Raw genomic sequence first — 20,888 nt, 5'->3', positions numbered from 1 at the left:
AAGAGGTTTTTTACCTGTGAAACAAAAAAAATCAAAGTCGATTGGTAAATTTTTTAGAATTGCTTGATTTATAAGGCTTTAGGGTATATTATTAATCATAGGAACGTTGATTTTACAGTGGTTGAACCTTAACATAAGATGTATTTAAATGTAAATTCTAATATCTCTATTTGAGGAAATACTTTTCGTTGAACCTTAACATAAGATGTATTTAAATGATGATATTTGGCAAGAATTATTAAGCAATCAAGGAGTTGAACCTTAACATAAGATGTATTTAAATCCTTGTAAAGTTAGAATATAATTAAAGAATACTTGGGTTGAACCTTAACATAAGATGTATTTAAATTACAATCCCGGAATAAATATATAATTTATATTTATTGTGGAAAAACATATACAAAAATACATTTAGCACTACAATATAATAAATTGTAGTGCTAAAATTTTATATATAACTTTAAATGGGGTATGTTAATTTATGGGTAAAATAACCGAAATAACCTTTGGAGAGAAAATTAGTGGAATTGAATACAAATAAAGAATAAATAATTTTTAAAATTAAGGATGGGAATTCATGAGTGATTTAATAGTAATTTTTAAAGACATTGAGAAGAAGGATCTAAAATTAGTTGGGGGAAAAGGCTTAAATTTAGGATTAATGACACAGGCTGGTTTTAAAATACCAGAAGGATTTTGTGTTTCAACAGTAGCTTATGATAGGTACATAAGTAAAGTTATAGATAACAAATTATTTAAGGATTTAGACAGTTTTAAAATAGAAGATACTACTTTAATAAAAAACATATCTAAGGATATAAGAAAACTTATTGAAAGTACAATTCTTGAAGAAGAAATAGAAGGGGAGATTTTAAAGGCGTTAAATGCCTTTAAGAAAGACACTAGCTTTGCAGTAAGATCCAGTGCTACAGCAGAGGATTTAAAAAATGCATCTTTTGCAGGGCAGCAGGATACTTATTTAAATATAAACGGAAAAGAAGAAGTGTTAAACCATGTTAAAAAGTGTTTTGCTTCCTTATATTCAGAAAGAGCTGTAATTTATAGAATAAAGAATAATATTAAACACTCAGATGTAAAGATGTGTGTTGTGGTTCAAAGACTTATAAATCCAGTAAGTTCAGGTATAGTTTTTACAGCTGATCCTGTAAGTAATAATCATGATATTTTAACTATAGATGCAGGATATGGACTTGGGGAGGCATTGGTTTCAGGAATTATTACACCAGATTTATATAAGGTTAATAAAACTAATTTTAAAATCATAGAGAAAACTTTGGGGAAAAAGGAAAAGAAAATTATATCAATAGATAATGGTGGTACCATTGAAGAAGAAATCCCAAAGGATTTAAGAAATACCCAGGTTTTAAGAGCTGATCAAATACTTGATTTAACAGTTATAGCTAAGAAAATAGAAAGCTTTTATCATTGTCCTCAGGATATTGAGTGGTGTATAGATGAAAGTGATAATATTTATATAACCCAATCAAGGGCTATAACTTCTTTATATCCTAAACCTTACGTTCATGTAAATGAAGGAAAAAGAGTTTATATATCATTTAACCATATACAAGTAATGCCAAAGCCAATTAAACCTTTAGGACAATCAATATTAAAGTATTTGCTTCCTTTTGGTAAGGATTTGAACAATTTAGAGGTTGAAAGTCCATGGGCGTGTTCAATCGGAGGGAGACTTTATTTAGATTACACCTATATTTTAAATAACTTTATATGTAGAAAAATTGCACCAATTGCTTTAAATAAAGTAGATGAAAAAATGGCCTCAGGAATACACGAATTTATAAATAGAAGAGATAATTCTTTAGATAAAACTGAAAAGGTAACTAATATAAGTCTTGTTAAAAATGTAAATTATATTTTTAATGAATGTAGAAAGGGAAAAAAATCCCTAGAGGGAGATAATGTCTTAAAAAATGTAGAAGACTTTATTTTTAGAAAAATTAGCATTATAGAAGACATAGTAAATAATAGCGATAATAAGGTAGGGGCAGTAAAAAAATGCACTTCAGTATTAATGAGAGATGTGTTTACTAATGTTGTACCATTTATAGTACCAGCACTAAAAGCCATGTCAAATCTTAAGGATTATGGAACTTTAGAAGAAGTTAATAAAATAGTAAAAGGACTTGAAGGAAATATTACCACAGAAATGGGACTTAAAGTTGGCGATCTAGGAGATTTAGTAAGAATTCATCCAGATCTTTTAAAAGCTTTAGAAGAAAATCCTTTAGATAGTGGCTTAAAAATAATAAATAGCTATGGAGATGAAGTGGTTATAGATGCCTTTAATGAGTTTTTTGATAAGTTTGGACCTAGAGGTGTTGGAGAAATAGATATAACTAATGATAGATATAGTGAAGATCCTTCAGCTATAATAAGTACAGTAATTAGTAATGCTAAGAATTTTAATCATATGGAGCATAGAAAAAGATACAATTCTCTTATAGAAGATGCAAAGAAAACTTGTAAGGAAATTGTAAAAAATCAAAAGTCCCATAGTGATAAAAGAAGTGCTATGAAATTAATAGAAACTTTCAGAAGAGGAATGCCATTAAGAGAGCACCCAAAGTATACTTTAATAAAATGTTTTTGGATATTTAAAAAGGCATTATTACAAGAGGGAGAAAAACTTAAAAACAATAATTTAATAGACAGTAAATATGATATATATTATTTATCTTTAGATGAAATAGATGATGTTATAAAAAACAATAAAGATTATAAATATTTAATATCTAAAAGAAAAGAAGACTATAAGTACTATGAAACATTAACTGCTCCAAGGGTTATTTTAAGTAATGGAGAGATAATGAAAGGAAATGCAAATAAAAATAAAAGCGATAATGCTTTAAATGGAACTCCTGTATCTAGTGGTGTAGTAGAAGGAATTGCAAGGGTTATATTAAATCCAAATGAAGGACAAATAAAAGAAGGTGAAATACTAATAGCTCCATTTACAGATCCGGGGTGGACACCTTTATTTGTTAATTCAAAAGGACTTGTGCTTGAAGTTGGTGGACTTATGACTCACGGAGCTGTAGTTGCTAGGGAATATGGAATTCCAGCAGTTGTGTCAGTTGATGATGCCACAAAATTTATTAAAACAGGTGATAAAATAAGGGTTAATGGAGATGAAGGAACCGTTGAGATAATTAAATGAGTAATAACTTAAAAGTGAAAGGTTGATTTTAATATTTAAACCAATAAGAAAGGATTTTATATGAATAATATAGCTTTAATAACAGTGATCCATGACATTGAGGGCAAGTGTTTAAAAGTATTTAATAAAGCTAAGGATAAATTTAAAAAGTTGTATGAGAATGTTTATATAACTGTAAGTGAAGAAACAAGTGTTAAATTAAGAGAAGAACTAATAAAAAATGGCTTCAAAGTAAAGATTATACCTAAAAAAGGAGCAGCCAATGCAAGACGTGAAGTTTTAAAGTTTGGATTAAGTGGAGAAGAAGAGTATTTTCATTACTGTGATTTTGATAGAATTCTTACTTGGATAGATAATTATTATTTAGAATTAATAGATATAGTTAATAGTATTCATAATTATGATTATTTAATTTTAGGAAGAACTCCTAGAGCATTTAATACCCATCCCATAGAATGGATTGAAACTGAAAAAATAACTAATAAAATCTTTTCAATAGAAACTGGGTTACATGCAGATATAACAGCAGGTGCATGTGGATTTTCTAGAGAATGTGGGCAATGTATAAGTGAAAATTCACAGGATAAAATGACTGATGGTGAATGGCCAATGATAGTATATAGAATCATGAAAAAAGATATTTCATATAAGGCTGTGGAAGGATTAGAATATATAGAAGATGTTAATGGTTATTCTAAAGAGGTAAAAGATAGTGATAAGTGGTTCGTAAGGTTAAAATTATCATATATAATAAGTGAATCTATAATGAGAAAAAGAACTTAGTTTTTAATGGCACTGAATTTATAAGTAGGTGCTTAAATTTTCAATAATTAGTTTACATAAAAAATATTATGTATGATAAAATTAAAATGTAAACCAAAGTAAAGTGACAATTCAAAATCTATCAAACTCCCAAACAAAGCAATTTAAAAGTTAATAGAAAATAATTTTAAAAAATATGTATATTTAAATTAAATTTAGTCAAGAATTAAAATTGCATACACATTATAATACATGACCTTTCATAACAAAAAGGTAGCCTATAGATTTTAATCTAAGGGCTACCTTTTTGTTATGCACATGACACAAAATAGACTAGTTATTTTGTGTCATGTGCCTTATATAAATTTATTGTAGAGTAGTTTTAAATATTGCATTTGGTTTATCTGAAAGCATATCATAATAAAACATTAATTCTAATGTTTTACCATTATCTAAAGCAAAAGCCATTTCTGCATCACATGATTTACCCATAGGTAAATTTTCAGCATATTTGCGTATGTCAGGACTAGGATATATTTGAAGAACTTTTCCGTTTTCATCAAATATCTTAAAATTAGAATCTGATATATACAATTTTTCATTGTCTAGAGCTATATTTTTATAAGTATAATTGATAATAATAATTTTTTCAGGTTGGTTTTCAACTGAAGGATTTTTCTTAGTTGAAACTTGCACACTGTTAATTTTTAAACTGTATACATCCTTTTCTTTTTCATCATTTCTTATTGTAGCAGTTTCACCAACTTCAAATAGCTTTTCTTGGTTTAATTTATATATTGTATAATTGTTAGTTTTAGAATCTACTAGTTTTTTATTAATAGATTCATTAATTCTATGTATAACTGAAGAATCTCCAACAAAACATCCAATGATAAAAGAAACTAAAACACAAACCACGGTAATAACATTTCTTTTAGTTAAACATTTCTTCATTTTAAATCCCCCCTTATTTCCTTGTTACAGTTATAATTCTAACATAATTGTAAAATATTTGTTAGAAGCAGTTTTTAATAAAAATTATATAACCATTTAGTTCATATATGAATTTTACTCCTTATTATACACAATATCTTGAAAAGAGTATATCCCTTAATTGTTTATATACTATATTTATTTAAAGAATAAAAAAATACCTTAGATAGAATTGCTTTTACACAAATTCCATCTAAGGTATTTTACTTATACAAGTTGTTCATTAAATATATTTTCAAGATTTAATCTTTTAACTCTATCTTTTATTTCCTCTTTGTCAATTGTATATAAATTATTTTCTTTCATTCTCTTAAAGTATTCTGCTCCGGCAAATGTATATCTATTTTTTCTACCTTGTGAAGTTGATACCATATAATTAGCATATGAAATTATATCTCCTATGGCTGTACTTCTAGGAAGTATTAACATTGGCATTCCCAATGTATACCTAACAGCATTATATCCAGCTAAAGTACCAGTTGCTATAGCTTCAGTATGCCCAACAAAAAGCCCTGATTTTTCTCCACCAACAAATAAATTATCAAGTCCAACTACTTTCATATCATCTGTTCTAGGAGATACAGCTAGATATCTTATAGAGTTACCAATTCCACCAGAATATGGGTCTATATACTTAGCTTTTTCAAGACCTTTTATTTTTCTGAGTTTTTCTATAGGGTAGTAAGTGGTCATAAGCTTGGCGTGGCCCGTATCAAGTAAAATTATATTCTCAGCAAATTCCTTTAAAGCATATTGTTGGCAAACCTTAGACTTAAGCTTATCTAAATTTATATCTTCAGGTGGAATCTTAAGAACAACTACACCTGTTCTGTCTAATTGTTCTACTATTTCTCTTGATAAAGTTTCCTTTGCAAGTTTACAGGAACCACTAAATGCTCCAAGTTCATCTCCATCTCTTTCACCTTGGAAATCTTCAACTCCAGCTCTAGCACTAAGGCTTACCCTTGGACCAAACGTTGGACACCTTAGTATACACATAGAACATCCATTTCCGTATCTTAAACAGTTACCCATAGGACCAGTAGAACCTGTTGTCTCAACAAAGGCATCAGCTTCTATTAATTCACCTGTGCTTAGGTATACTCCTTTAATTTTAGTTCCTTCTTTCTCTATATCTGAGATTCTAGAGATTAGTCTTAAGTTTATTCCTATGGATTTTAAATACTCTCTAACTTCAGGCTCTATTAGGTTAACATCATATAACCATGCATGTGCTTGTCCTACAAATTTGCTAACTATTCTAAGTTTATTAAATAGAGTAGATCTAAGCATTTCTAGAGCCCCAATAATATATATGACTCTCTCCAGTCTCACCATTAATTTTTATTTCTTCAATGATACTTTCAATCAATAGCCTTTTTTCCAACATAGTTTCACAGCTATTGTATAGATTTTTAAAATTCTTAGCATAATCAATTACATAATCTATATCTTCATTAGATATTTCAGATGTGGATTTGTCACATTTAATTTTATTTAATTCATTTAAAGAATAATTTTTTTCTTTATCTAAGTTAGATATTTCATCCATTATATATTTTGTTACTGCTTCATCTGCATAGGATAACTTAGACAGTAGATTTTTAATTTTTTTATTATATATATCTATTTTTTTATTTAGTTCTATTAATTTATTATCATTAGAACTATTTTTATCTCTTTGTTTTAACAATTCTTCAACTAAATAGTTTGTCTTTACATTTTCAAGTTTATCTATAACAGCATCATCAACAAGTGGTCCTAATAAGTTTTGTGAATCACATCTGGTTTTACCACTGTTAGCTTTCATAGTGCATGTATAGTAGTAGTTCTTAGTTCCATCTTTTCTAATTTTTCCATAACTAACTCTCATAGAAGATCCACATTTGCTGCACTTTAAAATCCCTGTAAGTAGGGCAGTTTTAGAGGTTCCTATTTTCTTATTACTAGGTTTAGATTTATAATCTAATAATCCTTGAATTTCTAGCCAATCTTTAGAATCTATTAATCCTTTATGTTTGGCAACGGCTATAATCCAATTATTTTTATCAGCTTCATGATCGTTAGATGTTTTTCCATAGGTTAATAATCCTTGTCCATTAGGTATTCCAACTACACAACAGCCTTGTTTTTTAAAGTATTTCAAAACATCCTCATTTGACTTTACATACACAGGATTTCTAAGAATATCTCTAATTGACATAGCTTGAAAATCTCCACCATTTTTACCTTTTATATTAAGAGAAAGACATTCTCTTAGAACCTTATGTATGCTTTTTTCTTTAGAATATAAATCAAATATATATTTAACTCTTATAAGTTCTTCCTCATTAGAAATCAATTTAACTAAGTTTCTTTCTTTTAACTCTGAATCTAAATAGCTTATTTTTTCTGAATCAAAGCCTAAAGGAGTTTGTCCACCAAGCCATCGTCCATTTTTGGCAAGTTCATACATATTATCTTTAACACGTTCAGCTATAGTTTCACGCTCTAATTGAGCAAATACAGAACTTATATATACCATGGCTCTCCCCATAGGAGTTGAAGTATCAAATTGTTCCTTTATAGATACAAAATCAATGTTGTTTTTTTGAAGTATTTCTAAGGTAGAAGAGAAGTCAGCCACATTTCTAGAAATTCTATCAAGTCTATAACAAATAAGAACTTGAAATTTCTTTGTTTTTGCATCCTCTATAAGCTTTTGAAAACCAGGCCTATTAGTATTGCCTCCACTAAATCCTTCATCTTCATAAATTATAAATTCAGTTATATCTTTATCTTTTAAATAGTTCTCAGCATAATCCTTACAAAGTTGAATTTGATTTTCTACAGAATCACCTTTACCAGTAAATACACTTTTTCTACTATAAACTGCTGCTATCATTTTCATATTCACCTTCATACCATTATTTAACATTATATAATATATTGTATGTTTAATATTGAGTAAGGTGTTAATTTAGAATTTGTATAAAAAAAAGACACCTTTATTAAGTGTCTAGATAAAATTTCTATGTAAATTATTTTAAGATTTTTAGTACGAAAAACATAATCCTAGTTTTTATAAAGATTAGGATTAATAAAATTTATATTTTATCAAGTTTAGAAGCAGTTGATGTTCGAAATTCAGTAAGATCAGCAGTTTGGTCATATACTGCATTAATTTTTCCTTTTAACTCATTTATATCATATTTCATAGTGTTTTGATTTCTTTCTATTTTATCTAACTTTGATAATATTTGATTTAACAGTTCTTCCATTTTAACAACTCCTTCAGATAGTAGCATTATTATTATACACTATTTAATTAATTTTATTAAAGTAGAAAATAATTCTAAATTTATAAATATCGTTTCTTAATTTATATGAAGTAAAATTAAAAATTATTAATTTAATTAAGAGATTGCTATAATTATATATTTTTTTAGAAAAGCTTATTATTGTATCAAGGAAATAAATTAGTAAGGCATATATTAAATTTAGAACTTTATTAAAACATTTTCCTATAATGTAATAAGGAGAATTTTTCAAAGGAGAATGTGGATTGTTGAAAAACCTTACTTTTAAAGTTCATTATCCAACTTATGAGAATAAAGAAGAGTTTGAAATAAGATTTGCAAAAGCATGTGCACAAATTTTAATTGATAAATATCCTCCAGAAGTTATTGATGAACTTATAAAGAGACTTAGTAGACAGTGATACCAAATTATAAAGCTAGTATTGAGGTTATTTAATCTTTTACTAGCTATTTTCATTTACATACTAATGCTAAATTGAGCATATTTTTCCTTTGAATAGTGTTATAATAATTATTAACAAAGTTTAAAGAAGTTCCTGAATTTAATCTTTTCAAATTAAAGCTTTAATAATATTTAAATGAAGGGATGTATAAAATTGAACCACATTATTAGTATGATATTATTTTTGATTTTAGGAATTTTTATTCTTATTGATTATTTTAAAGATAAAAAATTATATAGATTGTTAGCAATAATAGCTATGCTAGTAGCAAACTTTTTTCAGAGTCCGTTATCAAATAACATTAGTATAGCATTATCAAATACACTAATAGGATTATTAATTTTAATTATGATTTTAATATTTTATCTAATGTTTAAAGAGGAAAAGTTAACACGACAATAATGTTATCCTAATTTGTAAGTTATTACATATAATATACAAAATACGACAATGTTTTTATTAATAAAATGTTATAATATTTAATATAAAATTCATAAAGGGGATGGATATTTTGAAAAAACCAATTTATAAAAAATGGTGGGTTTGGGTTATAGCAGTTATTATTGTCTTCGGAATTGCAGGTTCTGCATCTTCAAACAAAAATAAAGGTAAAGACGCTGTATCCAAAAAACAAGAATCAACTGCAAGCACCGATAAAAAAGATGATAAGAAGAAAGAAGATAGTAAAGTTAACTATGATAATTTCATGAAAATTGCAATGGGATCAACATATACAGATGTAGTTAATTTACTAGGTGAAGGAACTGAAAGCACTTCATCAGAAGTAGGTGGAATAAAGACTGTAATGTATACATGGAAAGGATCAGGAGTATCTAACATGAATATTACTATTCAAAACGATGCAGTAACAGGAAAGACCCAACTAGGTCTTTCAAAGCCAACAGGCGATATAACATTAGAAAAGTATAATAAAATTGAAAATGGAATGAGCTTACAACAAGTTGAAGCAATATTAGGCAATGGGGCTCTTACATCTCAATCAAAAATTATGGATATGGAGAGCAGTATATATTCATGGGCAAATAAAGATGGTTCAAACTGCAATGTAACTTTACAGGGTGATTCAGTACAGATGAAAGCTCAGTTAAGTTTAAAATAACAGTATAATTATAGTTGAATAACTAAAACTTTAAGGTAGCCTTTATGATAAAATTATAGGCTACCTTTTAAATTTAATAGATATGAAGTTACATAAAATTATTGTTAGATTTGTTATCATACGACTCTTAAATCATATACAATGTACATAGTAAAAAAGATTTTAATTAATACTCTTAATAAAAAGCTTTAATTCATGTTATTAATGACTTGAGTTGTAGTAGTTGGAAAAGCTTTTATGGAATTAGCATCTAAATCTTCATTAAATAAGCGAACAGCTGAAATTTGATGATTTTCATAAGTATTATAGTAATAAATCCCTGACTCACTGCACATTGCTGATGTATATATTGTATTATCTTCATTACCTTCAATCATTACAACAGCACCTTTTGGTACAGCACAATTAGAAAGTATGTGAAATACACCAGTAACGCCTTCAATTTCATTGTTAATTTGTGTAATATTGTTTTTTAAGTAAGTTGCTCTAACAAAACGAGAAGGAGGAGTAAAATCTCCAGGCAATCCAAATGTACCTGATCCTTGACCAAATGCAGATAAACTTAGGCTTTCAATTTTAGAAGAATCAAGTTGTTTAGGTCTTAATCCTATATATTGACGTAAATTATTTAAGTGCCATTCAAAATTAGGGCTATTTGCCATAACTCCTACTGGATTATCAAATGCCTCAATTCCATTCTTTGTTTTCTCTATAACAATGCTTTTGCCAGACTTATCAGATAAAATCCAATGTAGTGGAGGAGTTAAATTTAATAAAGAAAGAGATTTATCAACAATTTCTATATTTTTTAAAGCCTCTTTTACTTCTTCTAAATTTCTAAATTGTGATAATGCCCACAATACAAAATCATAAGGAGCAATATTGTCCTTATTATCTACATTTTCTTTTTCGTATTCTGCAAATCCTGGAAAATAAAGAGTAGCACATGTTAAACCTTTTTCATTAACTCCATCAGCTAAAACAGGGTGGTTATCCGTAACAACTGCCATACCAACTAAAGCATATTTTGTTTTCTTTTCTTTTTTATCCGGAATATTCATCCATGTAAAATTTCTTGGAATTAGATGAACCGATTGATTAAATGCCATTCCAAAATCCATTGTTCTTCCAAGGAGGTTATATCCATCTTTTGTTTTTAAAGTTAAACTTGTACACATTTTAACACTTCCTTAACTGAAATTTTTTATATTATTAGTTTACATCTTCATGTTTATTAAGTAAAATTAAATTAACTTAATGTATAGTTAAGTAAAACTTAACAAGGGTGATATATAATGAACTTTGAACAACTTAATATAATAACAACTTTAGCAGAAGAAAAAAGCTTCTCTAAAACAGCAAATAAACTGCATATAACAACTTCAGCCGTTAGTCAAGCTGTTTCATCCTTAGAAAAAGAACTAAGTATTATAATATTTCAACGTTCTAAACAAGGAAGCTTTCCAACAACTAAAGGTCAATATATAATTAAAAATGCTTATAAAATTTTAGAAAGACAAAATGATATATATACTTATGTAAACAATAAGTTTGCTCTTCCAAAGATTAGATTAAGAATAGGTTGTATTCCCGGAATTAATTCTTCACTTATCAAGGCACTATATGATTTACAGAAGGAGTATCCTTTTGCTGAAATTTCAATAATTGAACAAAACACACAGGATCTTTTGTTATCACTGCAACAAGAAAAATTTGATTTTGCCTTAATTGCATTTTCTAATAATATTAAAAATCATAATTTACATTATGAAATCACTAAAATTATAGATGGATCATTTTATTTTGTTGCAAATAAAAAATCACCAATTTCTAATTATGAGGTTTTGGACTATGAAAGTATTATTGCTGAGCCTTTAGCTATTTATCAGGATAAATTTCTATTAAACTATTTAAGTCATATAGAAAATAAGACACAAAAACCTGCAAATATCTTATTTAAGACTAATAATTTTATTTCAATTATAAATGCTGTTGAGGAAAATATGGCTATTTCTTTTGGTCCATCATATTCTATAATGAATGAGTTTAATCATAAGAGAGATAATGTAAAAACAATACCTGTTATAGAAGATGAGAATATAATTAGCCCCTCATTATGGTTTTTAAAAATAAAAAACCATTCTTTTAATGAAATTGGAAGTGATCTACTATCACTTATAAAAGAAAAAATGAAAGTAATTGATTCACCAAGTGATTCTTTACTTTAGTATGCTAATAATATAAGAGTAGTATGCTATATTATTAAAAATAATTTAAATTCTTAATAGCTATATATTATAACAACTAAATATATAACTTATGATTAATAAAAAACACCAATAGATATCAAATATTGGTGTTTTTATTTACAGTTAAGTACCACAATCGACAAAAAATCCCTTGAAAAAATGTTATAATTACTAACGAAATCTTATTGTTTTAAGGGGGATTTAAATGAAAAAATTTAATTTAAGTGGTGGATTTGTATTTTCTCGAGCAATGCTTATACTGACATCTTTATTTCTAGGACTAGCTTTTAATGCTCCATTTTTAATTCTATTAGGTATTGCTTTAGCAATCATCTTACCAAGACAATTTGCTAAAAGCGGGTTTAGTAATATAAAAATGCTTAATAAAGCATTATGTGCAGTAACTATTTTATCTTTTATTACATCGGGTATATTACTCGGTAGGAGTAATACTCAAGTGCATAACAAAAATGTAGCAACTCAAACTTCCTCTACTATGGAAAAAAATAAAGAAGAAGATAAATCTAAACTTGAACAAGAAGAAAAAGACAAAAAAGAAAACTTAGAAAAAGCTAAAAAGCAGGAAGAAGAAAAAAAGTTAGCTGAAGAAGCTAAAAGAAAGCAACAAGAGGATATTGCAAAACAAAAGCAAATTGAAGAACAAAAGGTAAAAGCAGCTGTAGCAAAAAATTCTCAACAATCAAATGGACAATCTAGTGAAAATCAAGGAGTAATGGTTTGGTTATCTGAAACAGGTGATAAATATCATTCAAAACCAAATTGTGGAAGAATGAATCCTAAAAATGCTAGACAAGTTGATTTATCTAGCGCTAAGAAATCTTATGCCCCATGTAAAAAATGTCATCCACCAGTATAAAACAGTAACCTAGATTTTAAATCTAGGTTACTGTTTTATACTTAATAAGGAGAAGAGCAGAGTATTTTCAGTATTATTAAATAAAGGCCTTTGATAGTGGTTGCAATTCTGTAGTACATGCATGTTCATGCCCAGGAAAGTTTATATTTTTATGTCTTGATAACCTATCGGTAATATTTATTAAATCTCCACCACCAAGGGCTATTAATTCTTCAGAAGCAGTAAACCTTCCATTATTACGCATTATTCCGCCAACATTTCCAAGACCTAAAACTAAATCGGTTTTTTCAAATAATGTAACCTCTGCACCTGCTTTTTTGGCAGCAATTGCTGCGGCGCATCCAGACCAACCGCCTCCAATTACAACTATCTTCATATAAATCTTCTCCCTTCAAACACATTTTGTGGGTCACTTTGATATTTACATAGCCTTTTAACTCTACGACCTGAATATCTTGTAGTACAAGCTCCACAAATACCTTCTCCACAGCACATCTTTGTATTATTGCAGCAAGACATTTTTAACTTTTCTCCTAAAATATCTATAAGCTTTAATGTTATGATATCAACACAATCACAATGAATTAAATTAACATCATGTTTTTCTATAAATTCCATTAACATGTCTTTAAATTGTGGAGAAAGATCTCCATCAGATAAAATAGAACAAGGTATTACTGTGCAATCATATTTTTCTAAATAATTTTCTATGAATATAGAATCATAAGGATCTTTATCCATAAATATATATATTTTATTTCCATTACTATAAAGTTTCTTCAATACAGGAATCATTGGAGCCATTCCAATCCCTTTTGCTATAATAACACTAGTTCCTTCTCTCGAAGTATATATATTTTTAAGGCCAAAAACACCATTCCAAAAGGGCCCTCTTAGCATTATTTTAGAGTTTTCATCTATATTAGATAAAGTTTTAGTTTTAACCCCTTTTGTTTCAATGGCAAGCTTAATGATATTTTCCTCTGAATCAACATCCATAACAGAAATAGGCATGTCATAGAAACTATTAGTAGAAGGATGGTGTAGAAAAACATATGCACCAGGATGTATTAAATCCCTTGCAAGCTTATGTGGAACAGATATTGAATATATAATTAAGTTTTCTTCAATATCTTGTTTTTTTACCACTTGGCAAAGATATGATTTTCTTTGAGGTTTAGGTTTATTTCCATTATCAACATATTCTTTGTAAATACAAACACCTTTCCAATTAATGCAGTCACAAAAGTTCTTTCCATGCAGCTGTGAGCAAAGTATACATTCACCCGCCTCAGCTAAATGACAAGGACAAAATTCTGTTCCAGCATCTATACAATCCGCAACTTCATATTTCATTGTCATACACCCTCTCATTACCAGTATAAAAGTCTATACTATACAATATTTTCTAAAAGGATTTTTGTTACATTTTAAATACATTTAGTAAACCAATATAAGAAAAACTTTCATATTATAAAGTAATAAAACCTATAACATTTCTATATTTTAATAGAGTAGTCACGGAAGCTAATTTAGTAAATTAGAATGAATACTTCTTTAAAACTCAATAGTACGGAATTTGAAAGCATGGTATAGTATGTATATATTAGTCAATTTTAAATCGTAATTGTATAGTAAAGATTATTTGAATTTTTTTAGGAGGATTAATATGTTTGAATTTAATGCTAAAGAAGCAAAATGGTTTTTTAAGCCCCAAAATTATGTAATTGAAAAGGATAGAGTTGAAATTATAACAGACTCTAACACTGATTTTTGGCAAAGAACTTATTATGGATTTAGAAATGATAATGCTCATGTTCTATATATTACAACAGATGAAAGATATTTCTCCTTTACAGTAAAGGCAGAGTTTAATAGTACAGCACTGTTTGACCAATGTGGAGTTGCAATTTATCAAAATAGTGAAAATTGGGTAAAGGCAGGAATAGAATTTCATGACAACAATACTGCATGGCTTGGAAGTGTGGTAACAAATCATGGATATTCTGATTGGGCAACTACGGACGTTGGAGCCTTTGTAAAATGTATGTGGTATAGATTAAGCAGACGAGAGGGTGACTACTGTCTTGAAAATTCTTTTGATGGTATAAATTTCAAACAGATGCGAATTTTCCATTTGTTTGAAGGTGAAAAAGAAATTAATATTGGTTTACTTGCATGTTCACCAAGTAAAAGTTCTTTTAAGTCTGTATTTACTGAAATGAAGATAACAGATTGTTTATGGAAAGAGCACAAATCATAAAATAAGAAAAATGTTTAGTATTCTTTATAAAATGATATAAGTTCAAATCTTATGTCGTTGCTGATGCAAAGTATGAAGTGAGCATTTCTTCAAGACTTAATAGTATGGAATTTGGGAATATATTATAATATGTATATATTAGTCAACCTTAAATTGTAATTTAATCAATAGTGGTTGTTTCGAAAATCCAATATAAAAAGAAAGGATATAAAATTATGTTTGATGTTTTCAAAAAAAGTTTTCTAGTTGATTTGGATGATTCTTTAACTTATCCATCTGCACAGATAATCTGTAATGCCATTGAAAAATATTGCGTGGGTTCAAAAGAAAAGTGCCATTTTGTCAGTACCGAAAAACCAGTTACATTCTACTTAAAAGACAAATTATTTTCTGCTAAAATCATTATGGCTCGAGGTGGATATATCATTAACTGCAGAGAAGATTAATAAACAAGATTATGAGCATAATCCTGGTTACATTTATGCTACAGTTTTCTTATAGGATAAAAAAATTTAAGAATTAAGAAAAATCATAAGAGAAAGAAAGGGCACTAAATAAATAATATTCATCAATAATTTTACCCTCAATTTAAAATATATATTGTACATATGTTAAATATGTTAACTGATATTCACAGAATAATTTGAAACAGTTTTTCCTGAAAGGTCTTTATAGTAAAAATTAATATTTGTATTATCATGCTTATTTGTCAAATTCATAAGCAATCCATATGCTCCATTATTTCCTTGTTTCATGGAACCCATATTTACATATGTAAAATTAATAGGAACTTCTGAAGAAGACTCTGAGCATTGTATGGTATCACCTTTGACTTTAACTTTACCATAATTTGTGTCTTTTACAGTATGATTATGTCCCCAAAGGAATATTACATTACTATGATTATTAAGAAGAGTAAGGAGTGTTGAGGCATCTCCGGTGGCTCTTTTTCCAAAATAATGAATAGGGCAATGAGAAACAACAAAAACTGGTGTTGATGATTTTATGGAATCCAAAGAGGATTTAAGATTATTTATATCAGTTGTTGTAAATGATTTGCTTGATGAATCCATTACATATATAGCATAATTACTATTGTTAACAACTAATCCAGAAGCATATGTTCCTCCCTTACCAGACTCATGGTTGCCCTTTGCTAATATAGATGTAGTTCCACTATATTGGTTATTCACAGCAGAAACACAGGATTCTGCATCATTTGGCCCTACATAGTCACCACCAAAAATCATATAATCCAATGATAATGAAGTACTTTTCAAATTAGATAACCACTCTGTCAAATTGGGGATTTTATGGTGAATATCTGAGGTAGCTCCAATATAGCTAGTAGTGGTTGAAGTATCTGCATAAACTGTTGTTGGTAAATAAAAATTAACCATTAATGTTAGTGTAATAATAAAAGATAATAGTTTGCTGAATTTTTTAATTCTCATATAATAACACCTCTTCTTATTGTTTTAATATATATTTTTCATAATTCACCACAATAACATATACTTAATAATATTTCATATCCATTTATAGTATTAATAAAAAACCAAACATTATCCATAGATTTTATATAAAAATTAAAACAAGTAAATATATTACTAATGAATTAGAAAAATTATATATACATTAAGTTTTTTTATCAAAAGTAGTATATACATTATACAACTTTATTTAAACTAATATTGGATTTTTTTATAATATATAACCCAAGATTTTCTGAATCAATGTTAAAAGCTTTCCAATTAATTCTATAGTAATTATTTCACTGTCATGAATTAAGGATGTGTTTATATTTCTACTATTCTCTATAGATTCAGTTGTTATTTATTAATAAATATCATCAATAAATAACAAAGTTTACAATAATAAAATCTTTTAAATCTTAAATATTTATGATAATGTTGTGTTTAAATAGCTCTAATGTATATGTTAATTCCATTGATTAATTGGTAGTTTTTAATGAAAGGTTAACATAGTATATTGGGGCTTTTCTATGTGTAATTTATGTTAATTTAATATATATTACTTTGTTAAACTGTCAATTACTAAGGAGGAAGCTACAATGAAACAAACCAAAGATGAAAATAAAAAGACAGTATATATTCCTATAAAATATAAATTCATTATAGCTTTTACAATGTCAATTATTTGGATGATATTATCAATATATTTATCTTTTTCATGGTTAGAGGATTTAGCTAATGATACAAATTGGGTTATTGCTATATTTATAATAGGTGGAATTGCGTATGTTCCAGGTTGGCTTAATGCATTTTTAGTAGTTAGTTTACTTCTTGATAAGCAACCCGAATTAAAGATTAATAATCCTGATAAACCTGTAACTTTATTAATTGCTGCTTATAATGAAGAAGAAGGAATATATAATACCTTAAATTATGTAAAGGAACAGGACTATATTGGAAATATAAATATAATAGTTATTAATAATAATTCAAAAGATAACACTAAAAAAGAAATAAAAAGAGCTAAGGAAGAATTAAATTTAGCTGTTGAATGTATAGATGAACTAAAGCCAGGTAAATTTAATGCACTTAATAAGGGGCTAAAATATGTAAAAACTAAATATGTAATTACCTTGGACGCAGACACACTTTTACATAAATCAGCTGTAAAATATTTAATATCTAGAATAGAGTCTAGCAAAGATGACATTAAGGCAGTTGCAGGAACAGTTCTTGTAAGAAATAGTAGGGATAATCTACTAGCAAGGGTCCAGGAATGGGATTACTTTTTAAGTATTGCTTCTATTAAAAGAATGCAGGGATTATATCAAGGAACATTGGTAGCTCAAGGAGCTTTTAGTGTTTATAAAACACAAGCTTTAAATGAAGTAGGTGGTTGGTCCAATGCAATAGGTGAAGATATTGTGCTTACATGGGATTTTTTATCTAGAGGTTATGGAGTATATTTTGAGCCATTAGCTATTGCATTTACAGATGTTCCTACAAAGCTAAAACATTTTATTAAACAGCGTTCTAGATGGGCAAGAGGAATGATAGAAGGATTAAGAAAAGTGAAACCTTGGGAACAGAAATCAAATTATTATAAATTTCTAACAGGAATAGATTTAGTACTTCCTTATATGGATTTTTCTTTTACATTCTTTTGGATACCAGGCTTAGTATTAGCTTGTTTTGGAAAGTTTTATATTGTTGGACCTATGACAGTTTTAGTATTACCTTTAACTATGTTGACTTTTTATATTTTATATAGCTATCAAGAAAAAAATGTGTTTAGACCCCTTAATTTAAAGGTGAGAAGAAATAAAAGAGGCTTTATAATTTTTATATTATTTTATCAAATATTAATATCTCCGATTTCTTTATATGGATATATACAAGAATTATTTAATATGAAAAGAGTCTGGAAGTAGATACGTATAAATTTTTTTCTATAATTAACACTAAAAGTGACAATCAAAATCTTTGATAGTATATAAAAAAGCCATTATAGCTCAATACAATAATGAGGAAAAAGAAATTATATTAAGATTCTTAAAAGACATGAATTCAATAAATTATGTACACATTGATATGTTTTAAACATATATTTATAAAAACTAAAAAACAAAGAAGTAATCACTAAAATTAAGCGATTGCTTCTTTATTTTATTGAACAATATAGTAAATTAATTGTATACTAATTTATATTATTTCTCAAACATATTAAATCCATTGTATAAAACTTTATTTATTTTAAAAGCTATATACAATCAAACCACATATCATTAAAAACCAAGTTATTATAAATACATAAAATAGAACGTCAACTCTAATAAGACTGCTAATTTTCTTAATCACTTCATATCACCTCACTTGTAATTATCTACAAAATGCATATATTTATACAAAATATGAATAAAATATATTAACATTGTTATAAATTATCTAAATGAGACAAACCTATTTTTTATAAGTTTTTTTAAATATATTTGAAGAAAATCACTTATCCATTTTTCATTAAAGTTAATGGAATATTAGTAGGTTTTGTGTTAATTGATGATGATTTTGTGTTACATTCGAATTATGATTATTCAATGGGTGAATTTTTTATTATGTATAAATATCGTAGATTAGGAGTAGGACGATATGCAACAAAAGCTATATTTGACATGTTTCATGGAAAATGGGAAATAGGAGAACATCCGGACAATATTTCGTCTGTTAAATTTTAGAACAATATTATTGGTGAATATACAAATGGTAAATATGAAATTATAAAATCTTGCCCAGATCATGTATATCATGATGGAACATATGGTAACATTATTTTATTTGAGAATTAGCAGTTTTTGTGTAAGATAAGTATGATTTAAATGATAGGTTTAAAAGAGAGTAATATTTATGCTACTTTCTTTTATGTAATGTATTGCCATTGTGATTTATTTTGCGAAGTGTATATAAAGCGGAGGATTATTTATGAAAGATTTATTTTTAGTTGAACCTAATAAAAAATATCAAAAGAGTTTTGAAAATTACGCTCTAACATACAGAAAAATAAATGATGAACATTATTTTAATAAATATAAAAAAGCATTAGAAAATTTCCAAGATTATTTAAATGACTTACACAATTATTCCAAAGAAAACGACCTACTTCAAAGAGAGGTTATAACTTCAACATTCTGGTTAATTGATAAAAAGGAAGTTGTAGGAGTAGTGAGAATTAGACACCAAGAGGTAGAATGTGCTGGTCATATAGGTTATGATATATCACCAGATTGTAGAAATAGAGGTTATGTTTTTCAGATTTTAAAACTGGCATTGGAAAAGTCTATAAAAATAGGAATGGAAGAAGTAATTTTAACTTGTAATATAGACAATACAACCTCAAAGAAAGTTATAGAAAAGAACAACGGAAAATTATTAGGAACTATTTTTGATGAAGAGGAAAATGAATGTCTGTACAAATACAGTATTACATTAACAACTAACTAACTTTCTTTTCTGTCACTTTATTTTTATAATGCGAAGTAAAGATATTTTAGATATAATATAGATAAATATGAATTTGTAAGGGGGAACTTCGTATGAATACAGCAACATTTCTAGAAATATTAACAGTAGCAGAAAAACTAAAATGCAATACTAGGCACTCATGGACATCGAGCGGACGCCATGAAAGTGTAGCAGAACATAGCTGGCGTATTGCATTAATGGCATTATTAATGCGTGATGAATTTCCAGAGATTGATATGGACAAGGTAATTCGTATGTGTTTGATTCATGATTTAGGGGAAGCCTTTACTGGTGATATTCCTACTTTTGAGAAGAGAGAAGAAGATAGTGAAAAAGAGGATGAGATATTTTTCCAATGGATTGTAACTTTCCCTACTCCTTATCGTGAGGAATTCACAGAGCTTTTAAAGGAAATGAATGAACGTAAGACTGATGAAGCAAAGCTTTACAAAGCATTAGATAATTTAGAAGCAGTAATTCAGCATAACGAGGCGGATATTAGTACTTGGATTCCGCTAGAATATGACTTACAGTTTACTTACGGTGCTGACAAGGTGGAATTCTCATCTTATTTAAAAGAGCTGAAGAAAGAAATAGACCAAAGAACGACAGAAAAAATAGCTCAAAAGAATGAAGCTTAGTTATTTAGAATAAATAACAGGGAATACCTCGCAAATTAGGATGTTAATTTT

General features: G+C 27.6%; 20 protein-coding genes and 1 pseudogene. 13 read left to right on the top strand and 8 right to left on the bottom strand.

The features are described 5' to 3' along the window. Positions 1–577: 577 nt before the first annotated feature. Both BM119_RS00815 and BM119_RS00810 read left to right on the top strand, forming a co-directional pair. The gene (locus tag BM119_RS00815) at positions 578–3,199 is read left to right on the top strand and encodes a phosphoenolpyruvate synthase (protein ID WP_090037835.1); all 2,622 of its coding nucleotides are present in this window, start codon (positions 578–580) and stop codon (positions 3,197–3,199) included. A gap of 60 nt (positions 3,200–3,259) precedes the next feature. Continuing rightward, complete coding sequence (locus tag BM119_RS00810; RefSeq protein ID WP_090037832.1) at positions 3,260–3,982, top strand: hypothetical protein; 723 nt, start codon at positions 3,260–3,262, stop codon at positions 3,980–3,982. A gap of 345 nt (positions 3,983–4,327) precedes the next feature. Here the strand turns inward: BM119_RS00810 and BM119_RS00805 are convergent, their stop codons facing one another. The 4 genes from BM119_RS00805 to BM119_RS19725 form a co-directional block, all read right to left on the bottom strand. Next, positions 4,328–4,915, bottom strand: coding sequence for a DUF4352 domain-containing protein (locus tag BM119_RS00805; RefSeq protein WP_090037829.1), 588 nt, complete (start codon positions 4,913–4,915; stop codon positions 4,328–4,330). Positions 4,916–5,161: 246 nt separating this feature from the next. After that, the gene (locus BM119_RS00800; protein ID WP_242948257.1) at positions 5,162–6,247 is read right to left on the bottom strand and encodes an FAD-dependent oxidoreductase; all 1,086 of its coding nucleotides are present in this window, start codon (positions 6,245–6,247) and stop codon (positions 5,162–5,164) included. Next, positions 6,240–7,838 (bottom strand): recombinase family protein, encoded by a 1,599-nt coding sequence (locus BM119_RS00795; protein WP_090037823.1) that lies wholly within the window; start codon positions 7,836–7,838, stop codon positions 6,240–6,242. The genes BM119_RS00800 and BM119_RS00795 overlap by 8 nt, the downstream gene beginning before the upstream one ends. Positions 7,839–8,040: 202 nt before the next feature. Beyond that, positions 8,041–8,214 carry a hypothetical protein gene (locus tag BM119_RS19725; protein WP_177199273.1) on the bottom strand — a complete coding sequence of 58 codons (174 nt, stop codon included), beginning with the start codon at positions 8,212–8,214 and terminating at the stop codon, positions 8,041–8,043. A 284-nt stretch (positions 8,215–8,498) separates the two neighbouring features. On the opposite strand from BM119_RS19725, the gene BM119_RS19720 reads away from it, so the two are divergent. From BM119_RS19720 to BM119_RS00785, 3 genes are all read left to right on the top strand, one after another. After that, positions 8,499–8,654, top strand: a complete 156-nt coding sequence (locus BM119_RS19720; RefSeq protein ID WP_177199272.1) for a hypothetical protein — start codon at positions 8,499–8,501, stop codon at positions 8,652–8,654. 195 nt (positions 8,655–8,849) lie between these two features. Continuing rightward, positions 8,850–9,098 (top strand): hypothetical protein, encoded by a 249-nt coding sequence (locus BM119_RS00790; protein WP_090037820.1) that lies wholly within the window; start codon positions 8,850–8,852, stop codon positions 9,096–9,098. A gap of 109 nt (positions 9,099–9,207) precedes the next feature. After that, positions 9,208–9,816, top strand: coding sequence for a hypothetical protein (locus BM119_RS00785; RefSeq protein ID WP_242948255.1), 609 nt, complete (start codon positions 9,208–9,210; stop codon positions 9,814–9,816). Between the two features lie 188 nt (positions 9,817–10,004). Here the strand turns inward: BM119_RS00785 and bsh are convergent, their stop codons facing one another. Next, positions 10,005–10,994: a choloylglycine hydrolase gene (gene bsh / locus BM119_RS00780; RefSeq protein ID WP_090037815.1), complete on the bottom strand. Its 990-nt coding sequence runs from the start codon at positions 10,992–10,994 to the stop codon at positions 10,005–10,007. Positions 10,995–11,111: 117 nt separating this feature from the next. Here bsh and BM119_RS00775 point away from each other — a divergent pair, with 117 nt between their 5' ends. Continuing rightward, on the top strand, positions 11,112–12,044 hold the full coding sequence (locus tag BM119_RS00775) for a LysR family transcriptional regulator (protein WP_090037812.1): 933 nt from the start codon (positions 11,112–11,114) through the stop codon (positions 12,042–12,044). Between the two features lie 226 nt (positions 12,045–12,270). After that, entirely contained in the window at positions 12,271–12,942 is a 672-nt protein-coding gene (locus BM119_RS00770) for a hypothetical protein (RefSeq protein WP_090037809.1), read from the top strand. 118 nt (positions 12,943–13,060) lie between these two features. On the opposite strand, the pseudogene BM119_RS00765 reads toward BM119_RS00770, so the two are convergent. Beyond that, positions 13,061–13,318 (bottom strand): annotated as a pseudogene (locus BM119_RS00765) (FAD-dependent oxidoreductase); the annotation flags it as partial. Further along, a complete protein-coding gene (locus tag BM119_RS00760) occupies positions 13,315–14,298 on the bottom strand; it encodes a sulfide/dihydroorotate dehydrogenase-like FAD/NAD-binding protein (RefSeq protein WP_090037803.1) in 984 nt (327 codons plus the stop codon). The gene BM119_RS00760 and the pseudogene BM119_RS00765, both read right to left, overlap by 4 nt. A 313-nt stretch (positions 14,299–14,611) precedes the next feature. Between BM119_RS00760 and BM119_RS00755 the strand changes: the two genes are divergently transcribed. After that, on the top strand, positions 14,612–15,205 hold the full coding sequence (locus BM119_RS00755) for a DUF1349 domain-containing protein (protein WP_090037800.1): 594 nt from the start codon (positions 14,612–14,614) through the stop codon (positions 15,203–15,205). Positions 15,206–15,420: 215 nt separating this feature from the next. Continuing rightward, positions 15,421–15,651, top strand: a complete 231-nt coding sequence (locus BM119_RS00750; RefSeq protein WP_090037797.1) for a DUF4318 domain-containing protein — start codon at positions 15,421–15,423, stop codon at positions 15,649–15,651. A 174-nt stretch (positions 15,652–15,825) separates the two neighbouring features. On the opposite strand, the gene BM119_RS00745 is transcribed toward BM119_RS00750, so the two are convergent. Further along, on the bottom strand, positions 15,826–16,659 hold the full coding sequence (locus BM119_RS00745; RefSeq protein ID WP_090037794.1) for a metallophosphoesterase: 834 nt from the start codon (positions 16,657–16,659) through the stop codon (positions 15,826–15,828). A gap of 620 nt (positions 16,660–17,279) precedes the next feature. Between BM119_RS00745 and BM119_RS00740 the strand changes: the two genes are divergently transcribed. From BM119_RS00740 to BM119_RS00725, 4 genes are all read left to right on the top strand, one after another. After that, on the top strand, positions 17,280–18,611 hold the full coding sequence (locus BM119_RS00740; protein ID WP_090037791.1) for a glycosyltransferase family 2 protein: 1,332 nt from the start codon (positions 17,280–17,282) through the stop codon (positions 18,609–18,611). A gap of 558 nt (positions 18,612–19,169) precedes the next feature. Beyond that, complete coding sequence (locus BM119_RS00735) at positions 19,170–19,412, top strand: hypothetical protein (protein ID WP_090037788.1); 243 nt, start codon at positions 19,170–19,172, stop codon at positions 19,410–19,412. Positions 19,413–19,656: 244 nt separating this feature from the next. Then, positions 19,657–20,175 carry a GNAT family N-acetyltransferase gene (locus BM119_RS00730; RefSeq protein WP_090037785.1) on the top strand — a complete coding sequence of 173 codons (519 nt, stop codon included), beginning with the start codon at positions 19,657–19,659 and terminating at the stop codon, positions 20,173–20,175. Between the two features lie 92 nt (positions 20,176–20,267). Further along, entirely contained in the window at positions 20,268–20,837 is a 570-nt protein-coding gene (locus BM119_RS00725) for an HD domain-containing protein (protein ID WP_090037782.1), read from the top strand. Positions 20,838–20,888: the final 51 nt, after the last annotated feature.

It is taken from the genome of Clostridium frigidicarnis, from assembly GCF_900111985.1.
GTDB lineage: Bacteria > Bacillota > Clostridia > Clostridiales > Clostridiaceae > Clostridium_Z > Clostridium_Z frigidicarnis.
Note: the sequence above shows the minus strand (reverse complement) of the source record. Positions and strands in the feature narration are given on the sequence as shown.

Coding starts and splice junctions, on each gene's coding strand:
- BM119_RS00810 (WP_090037832.1), top strand. CDS start 3,260: ATGAATAATATAGCTTTAATAACAGTGATCCATGACATTGAGGGCAAG.
- BM119_RS19725 (WP_177199273.1), bottom strand. CDS start 8,214: ATGGAAGAACTGTTAAATCAAATATTATCAAAGTTAGATAAAATAGAA.
- BM119_RS00815 (WP_090037835.1), top strand. CDS start 578: ATGAGTGATTTAATAGTAATTTTTAAAGACATTGAGAAGAAGGATCTA.
- BM119_RS00730 (WP_090037785.1), top strand. CDS start 19,657: ATGAAAGATTTATTTTTAGTTGAACCTAATAAAAAATATCAAAAGAGT.
- BM119_RS00770 (WP_090037809.1), top strand. CDS start 12,271: ATGAAAAAATTTAATTTAAGTGGTGGATTTGTATTTTCTCGAGCAATG.
- BM119_RS00725 (WP_090037782.1), top strand. CDS start 20,268: ATGAATACAGCAACATTTCTAGAAATATTAACAGTAGCAGAAAAACTA.
- BM119_RS00755 (WP_090037800.1), top strand. CDS start 14,612: ATGTTTGAATTTAATGCTAAAGAAGCAAAATGGTTTTTTAAGCCCCAA.
- BM119_RS00760 (WP_090037803.1), bottom strand. CDS start 14,298: ATGAAATATGAAGTTGCGGATTGTATAGATGCTGGAACAGAATTTTGT.
- BM119_RS00740 (WP_090037791.1), top strand. CDS start 17,280: ATGAAACAAACCAAAGATGAAAATAAAAAGACAGTATATATTCCTATA.
- bsh (WP_090037815.1), bottom strand. CDS start 10,994: ATGTGTACAAGTTTAACTTTAAAAACAAAAGATGGATATAACCTCCTT.
- BM119_RS00745 (WP_090037794.1), bottom strand. CDS start 16,659: ATGAGAATTAAAAAATTCAGCAAACTATTATCTTTTATTATTACACTA.
- BM119_RS00750 (WP_090037797.1), top strand. CDS start 15,421: ATGTTTGATGTTTTCAAAAAAAGTTTTCTAGTTGATTTGGATGATTCT.
- BM119_RS00800 (WP_242948257.1), bottom strand. CDS start 6,247: ATGCTTAGATCTACTCTATTTAATAAACTTAGAATAGTTAGCAAATTT.
- BM119_RS00775 (WP_090037812.1), top strand. CDS start 11,112: ATGAACTTTGAACAACTTAATATAATAACAACTTTAGCAGAAGAAAAA.
- BM119_RS00795 (WP_090037823.1), bottom strand. CDS start 7,838: ATGATAGCAGCAGTTTATAGTAGAAAAAGTGTATTTACTGGTAAAGGT.
- BM119_RS00805 (WP_090037829.1), bottom strand. CDS start 4,915: ATGAAGAAATGTTTAACTAAAAGAAATGTTATTACCGTGGTTTGTGTT.